General features: G+C 66.2%; 16 protein-coding genes. 3 read left to right on the top strand and 13 right to left on the bottom strand.

Annotation, left to right across the window (positions count from 1 at the left end; translation table 11 throughout):
* Positions 1-26: 26 nt before the first annotated feature.
* The 10 genes from addA to ubiE form a co-directional block, all read right to left on the bottom strand.
* Entirely contained in the window at positions 27-3,539 is a 3,513-nt protein-coding gene (gene addA / locus NLM33_RS29370; RefSeq protein ID WP_254101354.1) for a double-strand break repair helicase AddA, read from the bottom strand.
* Positions 3,533-6,679, bottom strand: coding sequence for a double-strand break repair protein AddB (gene addB / locus NLM33_RS29365; protein WP_254101352.1), 3,147 nt, complete (start codon positions 6,677-6,679; stop codon positions 3,533-3,535). Before addB ends, addA begins: the two co-directional genes overlap by 7 nt.
* A 166-nt stretch (positions 6,680-6,845) precedes the next feature.
* A complete protein-coding gene (locus NLM33_RS29360) occupies positions 6,846-7,568 on the bottom strand; it encodes a nucleotidyltransferase family protein (protein WP_254101350.1) in 723 nt (240 codons plus the stop codon).
* A 112-nt stretch (positions 7,569-7,680) separates the two neighbouring features.
* Positions 7,681-7,998, bottom strand: a complete 318-nt coding sequence (locus NLM33_RS29355) for a PilZ domain-containing protein (RefSeq protein WP_254101348.1) — start codon at positions 7,996-7,998, stop codon at positions 7,681-7,683.
* Positions 7,999-8,088: 90 nt separating this feature from the next.
* The gene (tsaE, locus tag NLM33_RS29350; protein WP_254101346.1) at positions 8,089-9,612 is read right to left on the bottom strand and encodes a tRNA (adenosine(37)-N6)-threonylcarbamoyltransferase complex ATPase subunit type 1 TsaE; all 1,524 of its coding nucleotides are present in this window, start codon (positions 9,610-9,612) and stop codon (positions 8,089-8,091) included.
* Entirely contained in the window at positions 9,609-12,113 is a 2,505-nt protein-coding gene (locus tag NLM33_RS29345; protein ID WP_254101344.1) for a PAS domain-containing sensor histidine kinase, read from the bottom strand. Before NLM33_RS29345 ends, tsaE begins: the two co-directional genes overlap by 4 nt.
* A 195-nt stretch (positions 12,114-12,308) precedes the next feature.
* Positions 12,309-12,767 (bottom strand): dUTP diphosphatase, encoded by a 459-nt coding sequence (gene dut, locus NLM33_RS29340; RefSeq protein WP_254101342.1) that lies wholly within the window; start codon positions 12,765-12,767, stop codon positions 12,309-12,311.
* Complete coding sequence (gene coaBC / locus NLM33_RS29335) at positions 12,764-14,215, bottom strand: bifunctional phosphopantothenoylcysteine decarboxylase/phosphopantothenate--cysteine ligase CoaBC (RefSeq protein ID WP_254101340.1); 1,452 nt, start codon at positions 14,213-14,215, stop codon at positions 12,764-12,766. The genes dut and coaBC overlap by 4 nt, the downstream gene beginning before the upstream one ends.
* 55 nt (positions 14,216-14,270) lie before the next feature.
* Complete coding sequence (ubiB, locus tag NLM33_RS29330; RefSeq protein ID WP_254101338.1) at positions 14,271-15,845, bottom strand: 2-polyprenylphenol 6-hydroxylase; 1,575 nt, start codon at positions 15,843-15,845, stop codon at positions 14,271-14,273.
* Positions 15,842-16,603 carry a bifunctional demethylmenaquinone methyltransferase/2-methoxy-6-polyprenyl-1,4-benzoquinol methylase UbiE gene (gene ubiE / locus NLM33_RS29325; RefSeq protein ID WP_254101336.1) on the bottom strand — a complete coding sequence of 254 codons (762 nt, stop codon included), beginning with the start codon at positions 16,601-16,603 and terminating at the stop codon, positions 15,842-15,844. The genes ubiB and ubiE overlap by 4 nt, the downstream gene beginning before the upstream one ends.
* Before the next feature lie 81 nt (positions 16,604-16,684).
* On the opposite strand from ubiE, the gene mutM reads away from it, so the two are divergent.
* A complete protein-coding gene (gene mutM / locus NLM33_RS29320; protein ID WP_254101334.1) occupies positions 16,685-17,566 on the top strand; it encodes a bifunctional DNA-formamidopyrimidine glycosylase/DNA-(apurinic or apyrimidinic site) lyase in 882 nt (293 codons plus the stop codon).
* Positions 17,567-17,572: 6 nt separating this feature from the next.
* A complete protein-coding gene (locus tag NLM33_RS29315) occupies positions 17,573-18,139 on the top strand; it encodes a GNAT family N-acetyltransferase (RefSeq protein WP_254101332.1) in 567 nt (188 codons plus the stop codon).
* 117 nt (positions 18,140-18,256) lie between these two features.
* Here NLM33_RS29315 and NLM33_RS29310 read toward each other — a convergent pair whose 3' ends face one another.
* Both NLM33_RS29310 and NLM33_RS29305 read right to left on the bottom strand, forming a co-directional pair.
* Positions 18,257-18,997 (bottom strand): ParA family protein, encoded by a 741-nt coding sequence (locus tag NLM33_RS29310; RefSeq protein ID WP_254101330.1) that lies wholly within the window; start codon positions 18,995-18,997, stop codon positions 18,257-18,259.
* 376 nt (positions 18,998-19,373) lie between these two features.
* Positions 19,374-20,732 carry a serine protease gene (locus NLM33_RS29305; protein WP_254101328.1) on the bottom strand — a complete coding sequence of 453 codons (1,359 nt, stop codon included), beginning with the start codon at positions 20,730-20,732 and terminating at the stop codon, positions 19,374-19,376.
* A 249-nt stretch (positions 20,733-20,981) separates the two neighbouring features.
* Between NLM33_RS29305 and NLM33_RS29300 the strand changes: the two genes are divergently transcribed.
* Positions 20,982-21,785, top strand: a complete 804-nt coding sequence (locus tag NLM33_RS29300; protein ID WP_254101326.1) for a molybdopterin-synthase adenylyltransferase MoeB — start codon at positions 20,982-20,984, stop codon at positions 21,783-21,785.
* A gap of 16 nt (positions 21,786-21,801) precedes the next feature.
* On the opposite strand, the gene NLM33_RS29295 is transcribed toward NLM33_RS29300, so the two are convergent.
* Positions 21,802-22,803, bottom strand: a complete 1,002-nt coding sequence (locus NLM33_RS29295) for a D-glycerate dehydrogenase (RefSeq protein ID WP_254101324.1) — start codon at positions 22,801-22,803, stop codon at positions 21,802-21,804.
* Positions 22,804-23,078 lie beyond the last annotated feature (275 nt).

Raw genomic sequence — 23,078 nt, 5'->3', positions numbered from 1 at the left:
ATCGCACCAAAGATCATGGTGCCAACCTATGAACGGTGCCTTGCCGGGTCAAGGACGCTCACGCCGACATGAGGGGATGCCAGCGCCGCGTCCAGCGCGGGAGCAGAAATCTCCATATATTCAAGGGTCTCGGTCCAGAGCAGGACGGCCCTGATCGGCGTTTGGGGATAAAGCCGGGACAGCACGGCCCGGTACAGCGCGAGCTGCCGGACGTAAGCCGCCGGTGCCTCCGCGGCGCTCTTCGGCGCCACCTGGTTGGTCTTGAAATCGACGATCAGGACCTCCTCGGGGGTCACCACCAGTCGGTCGATCTGGCCGGAGACCAGCGCGGGTGGCCGACCGGATCGCTCGAGCCGGCCGACGATGGCGACCTCGGCGCGGCTGCCGGCGGCGAACACGGCGGCAAACCGCGGCGCGGCGATCAAGGTGAGCACCTTGTCGGCCAGCGCCGCGCGGTCGGCTTCCGGCCAGTCCGCGGCGTTGCGCGCCATGAAGCCCAGCGCGGCCTCGCGCCGGCGGTCGGGAGCTATGTCGGGCAAGGATTGCAGCAGCCGGTGCACCAGCGTGCCGCGTTGCAATGCCAGGGCCCGGGACTGGACCGATTCGCCCGTGCGGACTGCGCGGCCCTCCTGGGCGGCGGCCTGTCCCGATGGACGCACCGGATCATCATCGAGGATCTCCCTCGGCGCCGGGCTTCGCAGCCAGTCTGGCAGGGCGATGGTTTCCTCGGTCGAGGTCGCCGGCGTGCCCAGCGCCGCGGCGTCCTCCGGTCGGCCAAAGCGGGTCACCTTGCCGAGCGGCGTCTCGATCGTCTCCTTTTCAAGGCCGGAACCGGTAAGCCCTTTGTCGACGAGGTCGTACCAGCACAGCCTGCGCACCGTGTTCATGTTGCCGGGCATGCAGCCGCCGACGATCAGCCGGTCGGCCGCGCGCGTCATCGCGACATAGAGCAGGCGGCGATATTCGTCCTCGGTTTCCTCGAGCATTGCCTTGCGCGCGTCGATGACGGGCTTCGGGTCGTCCGCCTTCCGCCCGGCCCAGACCACGACCTCACCGCCGTTGCCGCGCGGCACATGGATCAGGCGCAGGCGCTGCGTATCCGATGGCGAGGACGTGGTGTCGACCATGAACACCACCGAGGCCTCCAGGCCCTTGGCGCCGTGCACGGTCATCACGCGGACCTCGTCGCGCGAGATCTCCATGTCGCGCTTCACCTCGGTGTCGGCCGAGCGCAGCCAGGCCACGAAACCTTGCAGCGAGGCCGGCGCCTTGCGCTCATAGTTCAGCGCGAGCTCCAAAAATTCGTCGAGCGCGTCATTGGCTTCAAAGCCGAGCCGACGCAGGATGCGCGCGCGGCCCCCGTCGCCGCCGAGCAGCCAGGCAAAGAAGGCGAACGGCGTCTCGTTGCGCGCGCGGGCCTCGCACGCTTCCAGCCGGTGCTGCACGGCTGCGAATTTCTCGCTTCCACGTGCGTGCTCGGCCAGCGCACGGCGCAGCGATCCCTTGCGGTCCCAGGCGAGAGCAAACAGATCGTCGTCATCGAGGCCGAACAGCGGGCTCTTCAGCGCCACCGCGAGCGCAAGGTCATCCTGTGGCAGGAGCAGCGCATCGGCGAGGTTCATCAAGTCGATGATCGCGATGTGCTCGGTGAGCTTCAGCCGGTCGGCGCCGGCGACGGGGATGCCGGCGTGCTTCAGCGCCTGGATCACCGCGTCGAACGCATTGCCGCGCCGTCGCACCAGGATCAGCATGTCGCCATAGCGCAGGGGACGCCGCTCGCCGGTATGCCCGGTCAGCGTGCCGCTTTCCACCAGACGCTTGATCTCGGCCTGGATGCGGCGGGCGAGCTTGACCTCGGGGCTGGTAACGGCGACGCCGTCGAACGGCGCGCGCCAACCTTCGATGTCCTGCCTGTCGTCGGCTACCGCAAGATCCCACAGCTCGATCAGGCTTGGACCGGCGTCACTGAGTGCATTGTGCAGGGGATGGCCGATCTCGATCGCATGGATGCTCTTGTAGATCTCCGGCTCACGGAAGACGTGGTCGACCGCGTGCAGGATCGTGGCGCCCGAACGGAACGAATAGGTGAACGCGACCGGATCGAACTTCAGGCCGGCTGCGGTGAACTTGCGGTGCAGCTCGCGCCGGCGCGCGTCGAATTCGTGCGGCGCGGCGCCCTGGAACGAGAAGATCGACTGCTTCTCGTCGCCGACGGCGAAGATGGTGCGGTTGAGCCCCTCGCGCGCACCCTCGCCGGCGGTGAACTCGGAGATGATGTGCGCGACGATGTCCCACTGCCGCGGGCTCGTGTCCTGGGCCTCGTCGATCAGCACGTGATCGACGCCGCGGTCGAGCTTGTAATGCACCCAGCCCGAGCTGACGCGGTTCAGCATCGTCAGCGTCTTGTCGATGAGGTCGTCGTAGTCGAGCAGGCCGCGCTCCTGCTTTTCGCGGCGGTAGTTCGCCGCGGCGGCGGTCGCGATATGCAGGAGGGCCTCGGTGCGGTCTCGCACGGTGACCGCGCGGCGCTTCTCGATCAATGCGCCGAGGCGCTGCGCCTCGGCCTCGAACAGGCGCGCGACGGACGGGTTGTGATCGCCGAACTTCTTGGTCAGCACCGCCTTGCGCGGCAGCTTCTCGTCGGTGAGGAAGACGCTCAAATAGGCATCGACCTGTGCGCTGCCGGAAAACACTTTTGCGGCGCGTAAGCGCTCTGCCTGGTCGTTATCGGACTTGCTGCCGTCCTCGAGCGCAAAGGCGATGTCGTCCCAGCGCGATCGCGGCAGGAATGGGCCGTCGAGAATTTCCTGCTCGATGTCCTCCATGCGGTCAGCGGCATCGACGCCCAGCACCGCTGCCATCTCCGCAGCAGCAGCTTCCGCGCTGCCGGCCGCATCGGTCCAGGCCATGAAGTGGTCGCGGCTCAGACAGGCTTCGCGCACGACCTCCTTGAAGGTGACGTCGGCGGCGCTCGCCATCGCCGTGAGCAAGGCGCGGCCGGTGAAGCTATCAGGGTCGCGCGCGGCCTCCAGCAGCACCTTCAGATTGGCGCGCTCCATCATGTCGGTCTGGTCGCGCTCGTCGATGACGGCGAAGCGTGCCGGCACGTTGGCCTCGAACGGGAACTGCTGGAGCAGGCGGGTGCACAGCGCGTGGATGGTCTGCACTTTCAAGCCGCCCGGCGTCTCCAGCGCGCAGGCGAACAGCTTTCGCGCTTCGCGCCGCAGTTTTGCGTTGGGGTAGGGGATCCCGGCGGCGCGGATCGCGTCGTCAAGCGCGGTATCGTCCAGCGTCACCCAATGGCCGAGCGTCGTGAACACGCGCTCGGCCATGTTGGCGGCGGCCGCCTTGGTGAAGGTGATGCAGAGGATCTTTTCCGGCGGCACGCCCGACAGCAACAGGCGGATCACGCGCTGCACCAGCACATGGGTCTTGCCCGAGCCGGCATTGGCCGACACGAAGGCCGATGCGTTCGGGTCGGACGCGCGCGCCTGCGTCGCACGCACGGCATCGGGGATGGGGCGCGGCGCCTTCACCATTCCTCGATCCCTAAGCCGCCGGCTGCGGACCATTCCTTGATGCGCGCGAGATCGTCGTAAGCGCCGTAGCGGTTGGTCCACATCGGCAGGTTCAGCGAGGTGTAGGCCTGGTTCTCGTCCTCGAAGGCGCGGATCAGTGCCTCCAGCTTGTTTCGTGCTTCCGCGGCTGCAGTGTCCGGCGGCTGCGGTGTATCGCCTGGCTTGATCTTGAGCTCGAGAAGGCGCTCCTCGCCCGGCGGATTGTTGCCGCTTAGGCGAACGTAAACGAGCTGGCTGACGGATGAGCCGGCGTCGATGTCGGGAAAACCGCCCTCGCGCAGGATCGCTGCTTCCAGCGTGAGCTGCGGCGACAATCCCATGCGCACCTGCTTGCCGGTCGGCGGCTGGCCGGTCTTGTAGTCGAGGATCGCGTATCCGCCGCCCTGGCGCCGCTCGATGCGGTCGGCGCGCGCGGAGAGATGGAACGTGCGCTCGCTACTGAGCGCGATTGCGATCTCGCCGCGGGTCTCGGCGGTGATCGCCTCGATCGCATCGCGCCGCGCCTGCTCCCATTCGCCAAACCAGCGGGCGATGCGCTGGAAGCGCGGCCACCACAACGCCCGCGCTTCGGGGCGCTCCATCAGCGGTGCAAAGTGCTTTTCGCCGATCGCACGCAGGACACGCACCGGATCTTGCGGCAGGCGGGCGGCATAGGCTTCCGTGAACTCGCCCAGCGCATCGTGGATGGCAGAGCCGCGGTCGGCAGCGGAGAGCGGCATGTCGACGGGATCGAGCGCATCGAGCCGCAGAATATATTTTGCGTAGATCGTGTAGGGATCGCGCAGCCAGTCCTCGATCGCGGTGACCGACAGCTTCAGCGGCCGCGTTGCGCGCGGCGGCCGCGGCTCGGGCTGCTTGATCGGCGTGACCTCGTCGGGCTGGTCCAGTGCGCTCGCGAACTGGACGAATTTTTCGCCGGCGCGTTTTGCCGCCTTCCAGTGATCATCGCCCGCAACCGCCTCCAACCGGTGCAGGAAGCGTGAGGCCACCGCCGGCGCGCCGCCGGCCTTGGCGGAATGGGTGAGGATCACCTCGTCGGCGCCGAGCAGCTGCGCGAAGTCATGCGCGGAGAGGCCGATGCGGCGCTCCGGCAGGTCGAGGCCGAGCTCGTGCCGCATCGGGCGGCTGAGCCAGGGATCGATGCGCGGCGACGGCGGCCACACGCCTTCGATCAGCCCGCCGACGATGATGCGGTCGGCCTGCATCAACCGCGACTCCAGGGGACCATAGATCTGGAGCCGCGCGCCGGGCTTGTCCGGCCGCCGCACCGCGCGGTCGCCGAACGCAGTCTGGAACACGTCAGCGTAATCCGGTAGCGGAACCACCAGCCCGCTCGTCGTCCCGCCGCGGAGGAGATCGTCGAAGGCTGCGGCGAGCGCCAGCCCCTCGCGGTCCTCGAAGGCAAGCGGAACGCCCTGCTCGTCGCGCGACAGCGCGATCAGGGCCTCGCGATGGCGATGCGCGAGCTCGGCGAAATCGTAGGGCCTCGACGACGCCAGGCTCTCGATCGGCGCCAGCGCCGCCTGCAGGGCCGCGATCAGCGCCTGGATACGATCGAGGTCTTCGGCCTTCAGCCGCGCGCGGGGCTCGCTCCGATGCAGCGCGGAGACCTCGTTGCGCCAGAGTTTTGCAAGCTCATCGCGGAAGCGGGTGAACTCGCGCGAGAGCCCGGCCGTGCCGGGCGGCGGGCGCGTGCCGCGCAACACCGCGAGCTCCAGGCCCTCGATCGCACGCGTCCACGCGCCGGACGCAGCGCCGAGCTGGCACAGCGGATGCTTCAGGAGCGCGAGCAAGGTCGGCGGCTCCAGGCCCTTCGTCGCAACTTCCGCCGCAAGGCGCGCAAAGGTACCGGCGGAAGTTTCCATCAGCACGTCGCCGCCGGAATCGTCGAAGGCGAGATCCCAGCGCGCGAGCGCCGCCATCACCCGCCGGGCCAACGCGCGATCCGGTGTCACCAGCGCGGCGGATTTGTCGAGATGCCGCGCCTCGCGCATCGCAATCGCGATCGCGAGCGCTTCCATCTCGGGATTGGGCGCCTCGACGACGGCAAGCCCCTTCATGCCGGCAGTGATCTTGCCGGCGACATCGCTCTGCTTCAGCCGGTCGTGCCATTTTTCCGTCGCGTTCGACGGCCGCATCGATTCGGACGCCAGGAGATCGCGTCCACCTTCCGCCGGTGGTTGGAGGATGTCGACGTCGCTTCGCTTGAAGCCGAAGCGCTGCAACAGCGCGTGCATCGCATATTGCGGATGGTTCGAGGCGGGATGTTCCGCGAACTTGCCCAGCGCATCGCGCACGCCGCCGATGGTCCGCCAGGCGTCCTCGTCGAGATCGGTGTCGAGCCCGGGCAGCACCACTGCGCCATGCGGGAGCGAAGCAACCGCGTGCAGGAATTTTGCGGTGGCCGGCATCGAACCGGTGGAGCCCGCTGCGATCACGGGCCCTGCGAGATGCGCGGTCAGCCGCTTTGCTTCTGCGGCGATGAGCTGATCGCGCCGTGCTGCAGGTTCGATCCTATTGATCTCGGCGAGATGGCTCGGCCAGGCCTCGCGCGCGATGCGCAGGAACTGAAGCGAATGCTGCCAGTATTGATCGAGCTGGTCGGGAATGAGCCCGTCGAGCGCGCTCCAGTCGACGCCACGCGTCACCATGTCGTCGATGAGGCGCGCAAGATCCGAGGCGAGCGCCAGCGTCGAAGCGGGGCCGCCAACCACCAGCGGCGCCAACACCTCGCCTTTGGCCCAGGCCGCGACCAGCCGCGCCAGCGTCAACCTGCGTTCGAGCTCGCCCAATCGTGGTGGAATGTCGAGCGGCGTCGCGCCGGAAAACTGCTCGGCCTCGTCGGCAAAGGCGAGCTCGTCCTCGTCGATGTCGCCGAGGGCGACGATGCGCGGCAGCACCACCGCGTCAGCCTTCATCTCCTCCAGGAAGATCTCGCGCACCACGCGCATCGCGCGCCGTGTCGGCAAATAGAGCGTGGCGTCCGCCAGCCGCGCCGGTGCCTTGCGCGCCTCAAAGCCTTCGACCAGCCGGCCGTCGAGCAGCGCGGCGACGACCGTGCGCAGGAAGGGAACCGAGACTGGAACGGTGAAGACGCGCATGAGCTGCCTGATTCGCCGACGCAGGATGCATCATGGTCCGCTGTTAGCAGCACTTGGTAGAGTGGGCAAAGGCGCACTTGCGCCGTGCCCACCACTTCTGAGTCCGATGGTTTGATGGAAGAGGTGGCACGCTGCGCTTTGCCCACCCTACAAGTTGGGGCGCGCTTTAAGCCACGCTCTCCAGAAACGCCTCTTCGGCGGCGTGCACGGCGTCGGGCGTGCCGACATGCATCCACAGGCCGTCGAGGCGGAGGCCGAACAGCCGCTCCTGCTCGCCGGCGCGATCGAACATTTTTGTCAGCGAGAACTCGCCCTTGGGGGCGCCGGCGAAGATCGTTGGCGAAATGATGGCCGCGCCCGCATAGACGAAGGGCACCACCTGGTTCTCGCGGCGGGCACGCAAGGTGCCGTCCGGCTGCATCGAGTAGTCGCCACGGCCGCTATAGCCGATGCTGCTCGCGGTCGGCGCCATCAACAAGAGGATGTCCATCCGCGCCGGATCGAAATTCTCCGCAAGCCGCTCCAGGTTGGAGCGCACGCCGTCGATCCAGAGCGTGTCGGAGTTGACGTGGAAGAAGGGGGCATCGCCCAGCAATGGCAGCGCCTTGACCACGCCGCCGCCGGTGCCGAGCACCTGATCGCGCTCGTCGGAGATGATCACGCGCGGCTGCTTGCGGCCAGCGACGTGGTCGATGATCTGGTCCGGCAAATAATGCACGTTGACCACGGCCTCGGCGACGCCGGCCTGGCCGAGCTTGTCGAGCACATGATCGAGCAGCGGCTGGCCTGCCACGCTCACGAGCGGTTTCGGCATCTTCTCCGTCAGGGGGCGCATGCGCAGGCCGAGGCCGGCTGCGAGCACCATGGCTTTGGTCGGTTTGACGGGCATGCCTGACTTTCTCAGAACCTCTGTTTCGCTGCCGCCGCAATCCTAGCACGCGGACGAGCCGGCCAAACCGCCATAATCACCCGGGATGACGTTTGTAAGACGGGTGTTGCAATCAAGCGCCCTCGGATGTGGACCGCGCCTTTTTCCTCTTGTCGCCCAGTTTCAGGAAGTTGACGCCGATCTGGTCGCCATTGACCCAGGCCAGCTCGCAGCGTCGGTAGGCCAATCCGGTGGACGACAGCAGCAGAAAAAATTCCTTGAGGTGCAGGCCCTCGACCGAGCCCTCGATGGTGAGCTTGGCGCCGGTCTCGGAGACGTCCTCCATGGTGCAATCGCGCCGCCAGGTCCCGTCGATCCCCATCATATGGGCAGGTATCCCGCGCTCGAAGACGACGCGATCGCCTTTGCGTCGTTCGGTGCTCGCTGCCATGCGTCCTCGCCTCCCACCCGGTATCTTTCCGGCCTCCAGCCGGCGAGGTTACCGCTGCGATGGCTAACAGCCGGTAAATCGGGGCTTGGATCAGCTTTTGGGCGGCGGGACGTTGGCGAGGTACCAGTCGCGCATATGGGCCAGTGACGGGTGGGCCAGCGAGCGCTGAAGATAGGTCCAGATCCGCGGCTGGTGGCGAAGATAATGCGGCTTGCCGTCGCGGCGGTTGAGGCGCGCAAAGGTGCCGAGCAGGCGCGTATTCCGCTGCGCCGACATGATGGCGTAGAGCTCGGCAAAGCCCGCCGGATCGAAGCAGGCATCGCCAGCGCGGCGCGCCTTGATGTAGCGCGACAGCAGCGTCAGCTCGAGGCTTTCCGGCACGTCGATGCGGGCGTCCTGGAGCAGCGACACGACGTCGTAGGATCGCGGCCCGAGCACGGTGTCCTGGAAGTCGATCACGCCGAGACGTGAGATGCCTGTGCGGTCGGCAAGCCAGATCAGGTTGGGCGAGTGATAGTCGCGCAGCACCCAGGTCTTCGGCGCCGCCAAGGGCTTTGCGAGCAGCTCGCGCCACATCGCGAAGAATTCCGCGCGCCTCTCCTCGCTCAGCGGAGCGTCGCGATCGGGGAGGTACCATTCCGGCATCAGCCCGATCTCGATCAGGAGTGCCTCGGCGTCGAAGACGGGAATGGCGTAGTCGCCATGACCGGACAACGGCAATATCTCCGGCAATGTCCTGCCGTGCAGCGCGGCAAGCGCGTCGGTCGCGGCCTCATAGCGTTCGGCAATCGGGCGCGGCGGATCGCCTTCGATCACGCCCTCGCTGCCGAAATCCTCGGTGATCAGGAAGCCATGGTCGAGATCGGAATGGTAGATGGCAGGCGCGGACATGCCTTGCGCGCGCAGGCCTTCGTCGATCGCGACGAAGGGTTTTACGTTCTCGGCGAGATGCACCGCGGCGCTGTAAGACTTTCCGTTGTAGATCGCGGCGCCGTCGGGGCGCTGCGGAAAGTTCATGAGGATGACGATCTCGTCGTCACGGATCAGCCGCGCATAGGAGCGGGTCGAGGCATCGCCGTTCATGCGCCGGCGCGTTGCCTCCATGAAACCGGATCCTTCGAGGAATTCGCGCAACGCCTTCAGCCGCGCGACCTGCGCGGCAGCCTTGCCGTAGCCGGTGATGTCGGCCGCGCGCGCGGTCGAGCCGAGCGCCGGCCGATGCGTGAGCGCGATATCGATGCGATCGAGAGGCAAGGCGGACGGCGCGCGCTCCGGCCATTCGACGAGGACGAGAGTTGCTCCCGGCAGCGGCGATAGCCCGATCTCCTCGAGCTCGCCTTCGTCCTCGACGCGATAGAGATCGGCATGCAGCACCGGATACGGCGGCAGCTCGTAGCCCTGCACCAGCGTGAAGGTCGGGCTCGGCACTTCCAGCATCTCGTCGTCCGCGAGATAGCGGATCATGGCGCGTGCGGCGGCGGTCTTGCCGGCGCCGAGATCGCCGGAGAGCGTGATGACGTCGCCGGGTCCGACCAGGAGCGCGAGGTCGGCCATCAGTTGCGCAGTGGCCGTCTCGTTGAAAAGCGCGACGGAGAATGTCGTTGATGTGGTCATTCGGCGGCGTCGCGATGCGCCGCCTGGTCGGTCGGGAAGTCGCAGGTCACGGTCGTGCCCTTGCCGACGATCGAATCCACCCGCACCTTGCCGCCATGCAGCTCGACGAAGGAGCGCACCAGCGACAGGCCGAGCCCGGCGCCGCGATGGCGCGAGCCCTGCGAGCGGCTTTCGAACCAGTTGAACACCTTGTCCTTCATGTCGGCAGGTATTCCAGGCCCGGAATCTGTCACGGTGAAGACCACGCTGCGCTCGGTGCGGCGCGCGCTGATGCCGACGGTAGAATCCTGCGGCGAGAAGCCGATCGCATTGGCGAGCAGGTTATAGAGCACCTGCACCACGCGTTTCTCGTCGCCGACGAAGCTGCCGACGTCGGGCGCGATCTCGACCTTGAGGCGGATGCGGTCGGTGGCGAGCCGGTCCTGGATACCTTCAGCGGCAAGCTCGATCGCCTTGGAGACGTCGACCGGGCCGAGCTCGAGCTTCATCGCGCCGGCGTCGATGGTCGCAAGATCCAGGATGTTGTTGGTCAGCGCGAGCAGCGCGTTGGTCGATTTGGTGACGTAGTCGAGATATTCGGCCTGCTTCGGCGTCAGCGGGCCGGTCGAGGGATCGCTGAGGAAGTGCGCGAAGCCGATGATGGTGGTGAGCGGGGCGCGCAGCTCGTAGGAAACGTGGTGGACGAAATCCACCTTCATCTGGTCGGCGGCTTCCAGCGCCTCGTTGCGCTCGCGCAGCGCACGCTCGACATTCTCGGTGTCGGTGATGTCCTGGAAGGTCAGCATGGTGGCGCCGTCGGGCAGCGGCCGGATCATGCCGTTCACGACGCTACCGTCCTTGCGCTCCAGCTTCAGCGGCACATCAGCGCGATTTTCGATCGAGGTGACGGCCTCGCGGATCTGCCGCCAGACGTTCGCCTCATCGAACAGCGGCTGACACCAGCCCTCCACGGCCTGGATGTGCGGCTGCTCGCGCAACGCCTCGTTCGACAGCTTCCACATCCGCGCGAAGGCCGGATTCGACAACTGGACCTTGCCATTGCTGCCGAACACCGCAACGCCTTCGGCGAGGCTGTCCAGCGTCTCGCGCTGCACGCGGATCAGGCCGTCGAAGCGGCGGGCGAGATCGAGGCTCTCGGTGACATCGTCGAACAGATAGGTGACGCCGCCTTCGGGGCTGGGCGTGGTGACCACGGAGAGCGCGCGACCGTCGGGCAGGAACCAGGTGTCGTGGGCGGTCTCGACCGCGCGATAGGCCTCGTGCAGCTTGGCCTTCCAGGCGCGGAAATCCGGCTGCTCCGGCAGCTTGCGCGCGGCGCGGAGCTGGTCGAGCACGCTGGAATCATCGGGATTGGCATCGAGGAAGGTGCGGTCGAGATCCCAGAGCCGGCGATAGGAGTCGTTGTAGAAGGCAAGCCGCCGCTGTCCGTCGAACACGGCAACGCCGGAGGAGAGCTGGTCGAGGGTGCGGCGATGCGCCTCCGCCATCTGCACCAGCGCCGAGCTCAGTGCATCTGCTTCGCTGGCGTCGATCGCGACGCCGACGCTGGCGTCGCCGACGTTGACGGCGCGCACGTCATAGATACGGCGCTCGCCGCCGATCACGATCGGCAGGCGCGAGGTGAAGCCGGCCATATCCTTCAGCCCGCGCTCCATGTCGGCGCGGTCGGCGCTGTCCAATAGCTCGAGCTTGCGCTCCTGGGCGTCGGTGACGCTCGCGGCCTCGGTCGCCCGCACATAGGCGGGGTTGGCGTAGGCAAGCGCGCCATTCGCGCTCTTGGCCCAGATCGGCCAGGGGCTAGCTGCAGCAAAGCCGCGCAGCATCTCGGTTTCGTCGAGCAGCGCCTTGTGGCGCAGATTGGTTTCGGCGAGCTCGCGCCGCAGCCCTGAGAGATCGCGGATCCTGATAATGGCCTGGCCGCCGATGGCGCGGCCGATCGCCTCGAGGGTACGGCCGCTCGCGGTCGACAGGTTGAGCTGGAACCCGTCGCCATGCTCGCGCAGCGCCTCGACCGCGTGATCCATCTGGAGCGCGGGCTCCGGCGGCAGCCAGGTTCCAAACGCCAGGACTCGCTGCGGCGAGGTGTCCCGCGGCAGGACCATGGAGATGTCGCCGGAGATCTGGGCGCGATTATCGCCTGCGGGCCAGGAGATCAGGATCTGCGGCTCCGCGAACAGCAGCGCGCCGAAGCGGTCGGCCTGCAGCTGCAGTTCCCCGATCCGGGTCTGCAACTGCTCCTCGTTCTTCGCGGTGCGAACGCGGGTCCGCATCAACAGGATCGCGGCGACCACCGAGAAGCCGAGCAAAGCGAGCGCGGTCGCCAGCACCGCGATTTCCTGCCGGTTGAAGTCCAGCAGTGTGGAAAGTGTGTCGATGAGGTCGGCGGCGCTGGCCGGCGCAGCCGGCAGCAATGCCGCGAGCGCGCCGCCGAGCAGGCCGTTGCGCGCCAGTGACGTGCACGACAGCAGCGTCCGACGCATCGACACGATCACGCCTGACATCATTGCCCCAAGACCGCACGGATTTGCGCCCGGCGATTTCCCCCGCCGCGCGCGAATCAAGAGACAATATCCTCAACGTGACTCGACCGGTAAGAGTCCAGATCGTGAACGCAAAGGTGGCCCCAAAAAAATGCCGGCCACGCCATGTGAACCGCGTAGTTTTGCGGTCAACTCGATCGGAATTGTCGGAAAGGTTCAGCGTCCGGTCGAGCCGAAGCCGCCGGCTCCGCGATTCGTCGTCGACAGCGTGGCGACGGGAACCAGGCTGGCCTGAACCACCGGCGCGATCACCATCTGCGCGATGCGCTCGCCGCGCTTGATCACGAAGGCCGTGTCGCCGTGATTGATCAGGATCACCTTGATCTCGCCGCGATAGTCCGCATCGATCGTTCCGGGCGAGTTCAGCACGGTGACGCCGTGCTTGGCGGCGAGCCCCGAACGTGGCCGCACCTGCGCCTCGTACCCGGCCGGCAATGCGATCGCGAGTCCCGTCGGCACCAGCGCGTGCTTGCCGGGGGCGAGCGTCAGAGGTTCGCTCTCGGGAACGGCGGCCATCAGGTCGAGACCGGCGGCCTCGGCCGTCTGATAGGCCGGCAGCGGCAGGCCTTCGGCATGGCCCAGGCGTTGCAGTTCGACGGTGACCTTCGTGCTCAAGATGCGGGCTCCAGGGATTTGTCGGCCACGCTTTTTACGACATGCGCGATCAGCTCGGTGGCGACCTGTTCCTTGGTCATCACCGGCCAGGAATCAACCGCAATCTCGCCGTCCTCCCCATCGCTTTTGCGGCTGAGCAGATGCACGGTGTTGCGGTCGCCGCCCATCACGCCGGTTGCCGGCGAGACGTCGTTGGCGACGATCCAGTCGCAGCCCTTGCGCGCGAGCTTGGCCTTGGCGTTGTCGATGAGGTGCTCGGTCTCGGCGGCAAAGCCGATCACCAGCGGCGGGCGCTTGTCCCCGAGTTTCGAGATCGTGGCGAGGATGTCGGGGTTTTCGACGAGCTGAAGCGGCGGCATGCCGGCCGACGTCTTCTTCAGCTTCTGCTCGCCCTCATTGGCGACGCGCCAGTCGGCAACGGCTGCTGCGAAGATGGCGATATCGACCGGAAGCGAGGCCTGGACCTGCTCCAGCATCTGCCGGGCCGATTCCACATGCTTGACGTTGACGCCGTGGGGATCGTCGAGGTCGACCGGGCCACTCACCAAAATGACCTCGGCGCCTGCGGCCTGCGCAGCGGCTGCAATGGCGAAGCCCTGCTTGCCGGAGGAGCGGTTGGCAATGTAGCGCACCGGATCGATCGGCTCATGCGTCGGACCTGCGGTGATCAGCACTCGCTTGCCCGCGAGCGGCCGCGGCACGGGCGGCCGCAGCAGGCGCTCGGCGGCCGCCGCGATCTCGATCGCCTCGGACATCCGCCCGACGCCGGCTTCGCCGGCTTCCGCCATCTCGCCGGCATTGGGGCCGATCATCACCACGCCGTCGCGCTGGAGCTGCGCCACGTTGCGGCGTGTCGCGGCGTTATTCCACATCAGTGGGTTCATCGCCGGCGCCAGCAGGATTTTTCGGTTGGTGGCGAGTAGGATGGCGCTGGCAAGATCATCGGCGTGACCGCATGCCATCTTGGCCATGAGGTCGGCGGTCGCCGGGGCCACCACGATCAGGTCGCAGTCGCGCGCGAGGCGAATGTGGCCGGCGTCGAACTCGCTCTGGGGGTCGAACAGATCGGTATAGACGCGCTCATGGGACAGCGCGCTTGCCGCCAGCGGCGTGACGAATTGCTGCGCGGCCTTGGTCAGCACGCAGCGGACCTCGACGCGCCGCTCCTTCAGCCGGCGGATCAGGTCGAGCGACTTGTAAGCTGCGATCCCGCCACCGATGATCAGGGTGACGCTGGCCTCAGGCAGGGCGCTGGTGCGCGGGGATGTGAGGGCGGGAGATGCCGCCGATGGCACCGCGAACGGCGTCAGCGGCTCCTCGCGTCCCTCGATCAGCTCCCGCAGGATGACCCGGACCTCTTCCTCGACCGACCTGCGGTTCTTGGCCGAGCGCAGGCGCAAATAGGTTTTGACGCCCTCGTCGAGCTTGCGGATTGTCAGGCTAGCCATGACGCCCTCCAGCAGGGAATGATAGCAATGCTATCACGTCATGAATGCATTGCAATCAATTTCCTCGGATGGCGAGCAGGATTCCGACCAGGGCGAGGGCAATGACCCAAAGGCCAATCGTCTGCCACCGGGCCTTGCGGCCCTCCGCGCGGGCCATTTCCTCGATCGTGTCAGACGACAGCATGTGGCCTTCGCGGGTCATGGTTTCCAGCTGCTCGAGCACCGTCACCGCGCGGCTGGCGATTGCTGGCAGTCCCGCCAGGATCCGGCCGAGCTCGCCGGCACCGGACATCGCACCCTGGATGCGGCCGATCGGGCCGAGATTGTGCGCGATCCACTCGCGCACCACGGGGTCGGCGGTCTTCCAGATGTCGAGCTTGGGATCGAATCCGCGCGCCACGCCCTCGACCACCACCATGGTCTTCTGGAGCAGGATCAGCTCGGGTCTGGTCTGCATGTCGAACAGGCCGGTGACCTCGAGCAAAAGCGTCAGCAGCTTCGCCATCGAGATTTCTTCGGCGGTACGGTTGTGGATCGGCTCGCCGATGGCGCGGATCGCCTGCGCAAAGTTCTCGACCGAATGGTGCGAGGGCACGTAGCCCGCCTCGAAATGCACCTCCGCCACGCGGCGATAGTCGCGGGTGATGAAGCCGAGCAGGATTTCCGCGAGGAAGCGGCGCTCCTTCAGCCCGAGCCGGCCCATGATGCCGAAATCGACCGCGACGAGATGGCCCGCCTCGTCCAGGAACATATTTCCCGGGTGCATGTCGGCGTGGAAGAAACCGTCGCGCAGTGCGTGGCGCAAAAAGCTCTGGATGATCTTGCGACCGAGATCGGGCAGGTCGACATTGGCTTCCCGCAAGCGCACATGGTCGTTCAACGCGATGCCGTCGATCCACTCCATCGTCAGCACGTTGTGCGTGGTGCGGTCCCAGTCGACCGCGGGCACGCGGAAGTCCGGATCGGCTTGTGTGTTCTCCGCCATCTCCGACAGCGCGGCCGCTTCCAGCCGCAGGTCCATCTCCATGGCGACGGAGCGCGACATGGTGTTGATGACCTCGACGAGGCGCAAGCGCCGCGCCTCGGCCGAATAGGTCTCGGCCTTGTGCGCGACGAAGAAGAAATCGGAGAGGTCGCGCCGGAAGCGCGCGGCGACGTTGGGTCGCAGCACCTTGATCGCGACCGCCTTGCGCGCGCCGTCACGCACCACCTCGCCGCGATGCACCTGCGCGATCGAGGCCGCCGCAACGGGCGGGCCGAAGCTCGCGAACACCTCAGTCAGAGGACGCTCCAGCGATGTCGCGATCGCGGCTTCCGCTTCGGCTTGCGAAAACGGCGGCAGGCGATCCTGGAGGCTTTCGAGGTCGCGCGCCATGACGACGCCGACGACGTCCGGGCGTGTTGCCAGGAACTGGCCGAGCTTGAGATAGGCCGGGCCCATCCGGGTCAGCGCGCGTGACAGCCGCGGTCCATGCTTTGGGCCGCGCCGTTCGACGAGGCGGGCAAGCTTCAGGGCGAGCTGTCCGGGCGGCGGCACCAGGCTCGGATCGACGGCGCCGAACACGCCCTCGCGCGCGAACACCATCGCGGCGCGGGCAAGACGCGCAATGTGGGTAATGGCAGAGATCACAAACGCCAGCCTGAATGTAATGCGACGATGCCGCCGGACAGGGTCTGCCAGCTCACGCGGGAGAAGCCGGCCTCGCGAATCATGTCGGCGAAGGCGTTCGGCTTGGGGAATTTGCGGATGGACTCGACGAGATATTGATACGATTCGGCATCGCCCGTGACCATGCGGCCGAGCGGCGGAATCACCTTGAACGAGAACAGGTCGTAGAGACGATCGAGCCCGGGCGTTTCGACCGTGGAGAACTCAAGGCACAAGAAGCGGCTGCCCGGCTTCAGCACCCGATAGGCCTCGCTGAGTGCGAGATCGATCCGCGGCACGTTGCGGATTCCGAAGGCGATCGTATATGCGTCGAAGCTGCGATCGGCAAACGCGAGCGCTTCGGCATTGCCCTCGACGAAATCGACCTGGGTGTCGAGATGCCTCTTCTCGGCGCGCTCGCGTCCTACGGCCAGCATGTTGGCGTTGATGTCGCAGACTGTGGCATGAAAGCCGGCGCCTGCCGCCTTGGCGGCGCGGAACGAAATATCGCCGGTGCCGCCTGCGACATCGAGCAGCACGAACGGCCGGTCACTCCGCGGCGGGTCGAGCGCGTTGATCATGATGTCCTTCCAGACCCGGTGCAGGCCACCGGACATCAGGTCGTTCATCAGGTCATAGCGCGAGGCAACGCTGTGAAACACATCGTTCACCAGCGTCTGCTTGTCGCTCAGGGGGACGTCCCTGAAGCCAAAATGCGTGGTTTCGCCCGGCCGATCCATTACTCTACTCCACGAGGCGGACCATAGCGCGGCCGCCGCAATGGCGCTATCACACCGCCCTCATAAGGTGAATGCCCGACCATGCCTGAATTGCCTGAAGTCGAGACCGTCCGCCGCGGCCTCCAGCCCGTCATGGAAGGCGCAAAAATCGTCAAGGCGGAGGCCCGCAGGGCCGATTTGCGCTTTCCCTTTCAGCCGGATTTCGTGGCGCGGCTCCAGGGCCAGGTGGTCACCGGGCTCGGCCGGCGCGCAAAATATCTCATGGCCGACCTCGCCTCCGGTGACGTACTGCTGATGCATCTCGGCATGTCCGGCTCATTCCGCGTGATCAAGCCGGATGATGAAAAGTCGCCGGAAGAATTTCACTATCCAAGGGGCAAGGACTCAACGCACGACCACGTGCTGTTTCGCATGTCCTCGGGCGCCGACATCGTGTTCAACGATCCGCGCCGTTTCGGTTACATGAAAGTGATCGCGCGCAACGCGCTCGAGGACGAGCCGCTGTTGCGCGGGCTCGGCCCAGAGCCGCTCGGCAACGAATTCGACGCGGCGATGCTGGCGCAGTCCTGTGCCGGCAAGAAGACCAGCCTGAAGGCCGCGCTGCTCGACCAGCGCGTGGTGGCAGGGCTTGGCAACATCTATGTCTGCGAGGCGCTGCATCGCTCGCATCTGTCGCCGCGCCGGATCGCCGCAACGCTCGCCACGCGAAAGGGCGAGTCCACCGATCATGCCAGGCGGCTGGTCGGAGCGATCCACGCCGTGCTCAACGATGCGATCAAGGCGGGCGGCTCGAGCTTGCGCGATCATCGCCAGACCACCGGCGAGCTCGGTTACTTCCAGCATTCGTTCAAGGTCTATGATCGCGAAGGCGAGCCCTGCAAGACGCCTCGCTGTGGCGGCACAGTCAAGCGCTTCACCCAGAACGGGCGGTCGACGTTCTGGTGTCCGAAATGTCAGAAGTAGCAGGTCATGCAAACGCCGGTCATTGATACCGAACGATTGATCCTGCGGCCGCTCGCGCTCTCGGATGCGCCGGCGATCCAGCGCCACTTCGACAATTGGAATATCATCAGGCATCTCGCTGCGGTCGTCCCCTGGCCGTATCCCGCTGATGGCGCAGAGACGTTCGTCAGGCAGCAGCTTGAAAAGGTCTCGGCCGGAGAGGAGATCTATCTCTGGGTCCTGGTGCCAAGGGGTGGCGACGGCGAAGCGATCGGAATCATCCACTTCCGTCCTCGGGCTGACGGCAGGAAGGGCAATCGCGGCTTCTGGCTGGCCGAGCCCTATTGGAATCGTGGCTTGATGACGGAGGCGATCACCGCGGTCAACGACTTCGCATTTCGGACACTTGGTCTCGACCACTTCTTCGTCTGCAACGCGGTTTCCAACGCGGCGTCACGGCGCGTCAAGCGGAAGACGGGTGCGGAATTCGTCGGATTCATCGAGCTTGCGCATCACGGCGGGGAGTCGAAATCCGAGAAATGGATTGTGAGGCGCGAAAGCTGGCTGCGTGCGAGGCAGATCGAGCCCGACTGATGTTACCAAGGCGAAGCGAAGCAATCCGGCCGGGCTGGTAGCCGGATTGCTTCGTCGCTCGGGCTCCCTGCTACCGGAGAACAGGGAGCCCGGCTGTCGTCCGGGCGATCGCCCCGCTCAGGACGCCAGAGTGGCCGTATCCTTCGACGCGATGGCGGCGTGCAACATTCCGTCGGCGGCCGAAATGACCTGGTCGATCAGCAGATTGGTCGTCGCGGCAGAAACGCTGAGCCTGGTCTGGACCCATTGCCAGAGGCCGCGGATCTCGTCTGCCGACTTGCCGTTGGCCGCGAACTCGCTGACGGCAAGGCCGGCTGCGAGCGAATCCTGATGGTCGTTGCGCATCACGATCAGGGGGTGCGCTAGCACATCAGCGAGATCGAGGGCGGCTTCCTCGGCAAGCGTGTTGGCCGCATTGTCGATGCGCTGGCCGCGGATCGGCGTCTGGTTCAGGACGAAGCTGAAGGGCCGTTTCCACGCGCGCGCGACGCTGACTGTCGAGGCCGAGGCCTCGATGTCGGCGACGCTCGGGCGCGCCGGGATGAGGCACAGATCGGAGTGGCGGATCGCCGCGGTGGTCACGGCGCTAAGCCCGGCTGCGGTGTCGACGATCGCGAGTTGAAGGCCGCTCCCTGCCAGCATCCTAAGGCGCGGTTCGAGCGCGGATGCATGGTAGATGGGCTCGACGACGGGCTCGGCTGTGGCGCGGCGGCGCTGCCAGTTCGACAGCGTGCCCTGCGGGTCGGTCTCGATCAGGCGAACGCTGAATCCCGCCTGCCGGGCGGCCAGCGCGAGGCCGATGGCAAGGGTGCTCTTGCCACTGCCACCCTTTTGGGTGGCCAGTACGATAGTATGCATAGATGATGAATCCTTTGGAGTGCCTGGGTCCTGGGTAACGCCACGCGAACGTGCATCGACGGATGCTGAGCTCTTCTCGCTCAGGACGTGCCCGGCCCGATCCAAAGGGGATCGCGGATGTCCGAATCAACGGTACGATGATGGCGGAATCTGGGATTCCGGCGAATCCGTAGCAATACTGAATCCGTAGTCGTACGTACCGGTTCAGGCTGCGCTTGCCCCGGACGCGGCGCAGCACGTCAGTGATGCGCTGCTGAGCCGGGGCCCAGAAACTGCGCGCTCGGAATTTGGCTGCATGGGTCCCGGCTCGGCGGCGCAGCATTTCATGCCGTGCCTTGTCCGGGACACGAGAGAAGAGGCGTGGCCGTCGCCCGACCTACTTCCGCACGCAGATCACGCGCACGACGGCCGCTTTTGCATCCGTCGAGCTGCCATTTGCGGTGACATCGTTCGCCTTCAGGAAATTGCGCACGACATCGGCGGATACCATCACGGCTTGCGCTGCCGGTGCCGCGTTGGCGGGGCCGGCGACGACCACCGGTTTGAGCAGCGCGATGCCGGCGAACTTGCCGTCAGCATCGATCGCGCCGCCGCCGGAAAATCCAACCGCCGGCGCCGGCGAGAGCGCTGCATCGCCTCCGGTGACCGGAGCCAGCGCGGTCTTGAGGCTCGAGACAGCGGCGCTGCCGCCCTGATTCTGCGGATCGGCGATGCCGACGATATCGATCGTCGTCTTCGCCGCGCCACTGGCCAAATTCAGCGGCTTCAAGCCGCGCGCGCCGTAGATATGCAACAGCGCGAGGTCGTGCTCCTTGTCTTCCGCGAGCCGGTCGGCATTGCCGTAGCCGCCGATGGTGAGGGCGAGGCAGCCGTCGGTGACGAGACGGTCGGTGACGATCGCGCCGTCATCGGTGACGACGATGCCGGTGCCATATTCGACGGTTTTCCGAGGTGGCGGTCCCGCCTGCGGGACCGAGGGAAACGCATTGAAGGCGCTCGACATCGCGATCACGACCGGCTCGACAGTGTTTTCCATGGCCTGGTCGTAGAGGATCGTCATGATCCGTACCTCGTCCCCCCTGAAGGTGCCGCGCACGTAAAACTTCTTCAGGCCCTGCAATCCCGACAGCACGAAGAAGTCGGGCTTCATCACGGTGTAATCAACCTTGCGCCCGGCCGGTTCCTTTTTCTCGGCTTCCGCGAGCTTTGCGGTGGTCGGGTTCGCCTCCTTGCGGCGGCTGAGCAGCACCTGCACCGTGCCGGTCGGCGAGGTCCATTTCGAGCCGTTGGCATCGGTCGCTTGCTGCGGCACGAGCTTGCCGGGGATGCCGAGCCGCGCGCCGCTGGTCGGCTCCATCACGATCTTCCAGCCAACGCTCTCCTGCTTCTTGCGCGCCGTTTCGGCGAGCGCGGCCCGCTCCTGCGGGTTCAGCACGCCGGTCGGCTTGCCGCCATTCGCCTTCTGGTATTCCTTGATGGCGTTCACCATGCGCTCGCTGACGTCGCCGGTGATCGCGCCGTTATATTGTCCGACCCAGGCGAGGTTGGATTGCAGCAGCAGCCGCTCCGCCTGCGCCATGGCGTCGGCGGTCTCGGACGGCGTTTGCAACGCGGGACGGATCGGAACGGTCTGGACCGTCTTCGGCTTGGTGCCGGGAAGCGGCGGCGTCGTCATCTGCGCGTGCGCGCTCGCCGCGGTCACCAACACAAATGTTGCCGCCAGCATCGATCTCATGACAAATCCAACCCGACCATTGAACGTGGGCTCATTGAAGCACATCTCGTTGGTCGCAAACAATCTCGGGGTGGTTCAGGCCAAGTCTTAGGCTAAATCTCAGGCCAATGAGCTAAGTCCTCATCCTGAGGAGCGGCCGCAGGGCCGCGTCTCGAAGGATGGCCCCGGGCGACAGCGGGGCCTTCATGGTTCGAGACGCGCTACGCGCTCCTCACCATGAGGGTCAGCACCGGAAGGATGAACAGAACGATGCTGAGTCCCGACGAACTCGAACGCTATGCCCGCCATATCGTGCTGCGCGATGTCGGCGGACCAGGCCAGGCCGCGCTGAAGCAGGCCTCCGTGCTGGTGATCGGCGCCGGAGGTCTCGGCGCGCCGGCCCTGATGTATCTCGCCGCCGCCGGCATCGGCACGCTCGGCGTGGTCGATGACGACGTCGTGTCGCTCTCCAACCTGCAGCGCCAGGTCATCCACACGACGCCCGATATCGGCCGGCACAAGGTCGAGAGCGCCGCGGAGCGGATCGCGGCGCTCAATCCGCATGTGCGCTTTGTCGGTCACGCCACCTGGCTCAACGCCGACAATGCGCTCGGCTTGATCGGCGATTACGACCTCGTGCTCGACGGCTCCGATAATTTCTCCACCCGCTATCTGGTATCGGACGCCTGCTTCTTTGCGAAAAGACCGTTGATTACGGCCGCGCTCGGCACCTTCGACGGCTCGCTGACGACCATCCGCGCGCATGAAAAGAACGAACAAGGCGCGTTCAATCCGACCTATCGCTGCCTGTTCCCGGAGGCGCCGCCGCCGGGCACAGTGCCGGCCTGCTCGGAAGCCGGCGTGATGGGTGCGCTCGCCGGCGTGCTCGGCTCGATGATGGCGCTGGAAGCGATCCGCGAGATCGTCGGCTTCGGCGAGGGCCTGGTCGGCCGTCTCCTGATGCTGGATGCGCGCGCGATGCGCTTCGAGACGCTGCGCTACGCGCGCGATCCGGCCAATCCGCTCAATGGCGATGGACCCGTGTTCGACGATCTGAGCATCCACCGCGAGTAGCGGTGGCAGCGAAGCCTCAGAGCATGCTCGGCAGCACGCGATCCGGCGGCTTGTGGGCGTCGAGGAAGGTGCGAATATTGATGATCACCTTCTCGCCCATGTCGACGCGGCCTTCGATGGTGGCCGAGCCCATGTGCGGCAGCAGCGTCACCTTGCCGGCTTTCGCGAGCCGCACCAGCTTCGGATTGACGGCGGGCTCGTGCTCGTAGACGTCGAGGCCGGCGCCGCCGATCTCGCCGGCTTCGATCAGCTTGATCAGCGTATCCTCGTCGGTCACCTCGCCGCGCGCGGTGTTGACGATATAGGCCTCTTTCCGGATCAGCTTCAGCCGCCGTGCCGAGAGCAGGTGATAGGTCGCAGGCGTGTGCGGACAGTTCACCGAGATGATGTCCATCCGCGCCAGCATCTGGTCGAGGCTTTCCCAATAGGTCGCGCCCAGCTCCTCGGCGATCTTCGGGGCGACGGGACGGCGGTTGTGATAGTGGATCTGCAGGCCGAAGGCCCTGGCACGGCGCGCCACGGCCTGGCCGATGCGGCCCATGCCGACGATGCCGAGGCGCTTGCCGCCGATGCGGTGGCCCAGCATCCAGGTCGGCGACCAGCCCGCCCAGGGTTTGCCTTCCGTGAGCACGGAAGCGCCCTCGATCAGCCGCCGCGGCACCGCGAGGATCAGCGCCATCGTCATGTCGGCGGTGTCCTCGGTCAGAACTTTTGGCGTGTTGGTGACGGTGATGCCGCGCGCATGTGCCGCCTCGACGTCGATATTGTCGACACCGTTGCCGAAATTCGCGATCAGGCGAAGCTTGCAGTCGGGCTGGTTGATGATGTCGGCGTCGATATGGTCGGTCACGGTCGGAACCAGCACGTCGGCCGAGCGCGCCGCCTCCGCGATCTGCTCCCGCGACATCGGAGTGTCGTCAAGATTGATCCGGGCGTCGAACAATTCGCGCATGCGCGTCTCGATGGAGTCCGGCAGCTTGCGTGTCACGACGACGAGGGGTTTTTTCTTGACCGACATGTCCTGCTCTCATGAGGCATCGCTGGTCGCCTCTGTCGACAAAGGCTTACCGTTCAGACCTCATTAACCCGGTTGTTCGACACTGGCCCTGCCGCATCGTCCCCGGCGTTTCCTTCAAGCTCTCCCGATATTTCCACCCGGAAAATCGGGCCAAACTGGTTTGTTAGACGCTCGTCCTCTCTAGCAGATGGCCGGGCCAAGACAAGAACCACGGCAGAGCCGGGAAAGACCCGCGTGGGGCGGGGAGAGGGGCATGCGGCATGGATTTGGAAGTG

This window comes from Bradyrhizobium sp. CCGUVB1N3, from assembly GCF_024199925.1.
Lineage (GTDB): Bacteria > Pseudomonadota > Alphaproteobacteria > Rhizobiales > Xanthobacteraceae > Bradyrhizobium.
The sequence above is the reverse complement of the archived record's forward strand: the minus strand, read 5'-3'. Positions and strand labels throughout refer to the sequence as shown.

Excerpts from the sequence above, each read along its gene's own strand:
- addA (WP_254101354.1), bottom strand. The coding sequence starts at position 3,539 with ATGGTGAAGGCGCCGCGCCCCATCCCCGATGCCGTGCGTGCGACGCAG.
- addB (WP_254101352.1), bottom strand. The coding sequence starts at position 6,679 with ATGCGCGTCTTCACCGTTCCAGTCTCGGTTCCCTTCCTGCGCACGGTC.
- NLM33_RS29360 (WP_254101350.1), bottom strand. The coding sequence starts at position 7,568 with ATGCCCGTCAAACCGACCAAAGCCATGGTGCTCGCAGCCGGCCTCGGC.
- NLM33_RS29355 (WP_254101348.1), bottom strand. The coding sequence starts at position 7,998 with ATGGCAGCGAGCACCGAACGACGCAAAGGCGATCGCGTCGTCTTCGAG.
- tsaE (WP_254101346.1), bottom strand. The coding sequence starts at position 9,612 with ATGACCACATCAACGACATTCTCCGTCGCGCTTTTCAACGAGACGGCC.
- NLM33_RS29345 (WP_254101344.1), bottom strand. The coding sequence starts at position 12,113 with ATGTCAGGCGTGATCGTGTCGATGCGTCGGACGCTGCTGTCGTGCACG.
- coaBC (WP_254101340.1), bottom strand. The coding sequence starts at position 14,215 with ATGGCTAGCCTGACAATCCGCAAGCTCGACGAGGGCGTCAAAACCTAT.
- ubiE (WP_254101336.1), bottom strand. The coding sequence starts at position 16,603 with ATGGATCGGCCGGGCGAAACCACGCATTTTGGCTTCAGGGACGTCCCC.
- mutM (WP_254101334.1), top strand. The coding sequence starts at position 16,685 with ATGCCTGAATTGCCTGAAGTCGAGACCGTCCGCCGCGGCCTCCAGCCC.
- NLM33_RS29315 (WP_254101332.1), top strand. The coding sequence starts at position 17,573 with ATGCAAACGCCGGTCATTGATACCGAACGATTGATCCTGCGGCCGCTC.
- NLM33_RS29310 (WP_254101330.1), bottom strand. The coding sequence starts at position 18,997 with ATGCATACTATCGTACTGGCCACCCAAAAGGGTGGCAGTGGCAAGAGC.
- NLM33_RS29305 (WP_254101328.1), bottom strand. The coding sequence starts at position 20,732 with ATGAGATCGATGCTGGCGGCAACATTTGTGTTGGTGACCGCGGCGAGC.
- NLM33_RS29300 (WP_254101326.1), top strand. The coding sequence starts at position 20,982 with ATGCTGAGTCCCGACGAACTCGAACGCTATGCCCGCCATATCGTGCTG.
- NLM33_RS29295 (WP_254101324.1), bottom strand. The coding sequence starts at position 22,803 with ATGTCGGTCAAGAAAAAACCCCTCGTCGTCGTGACACGCAAGCTGCCG.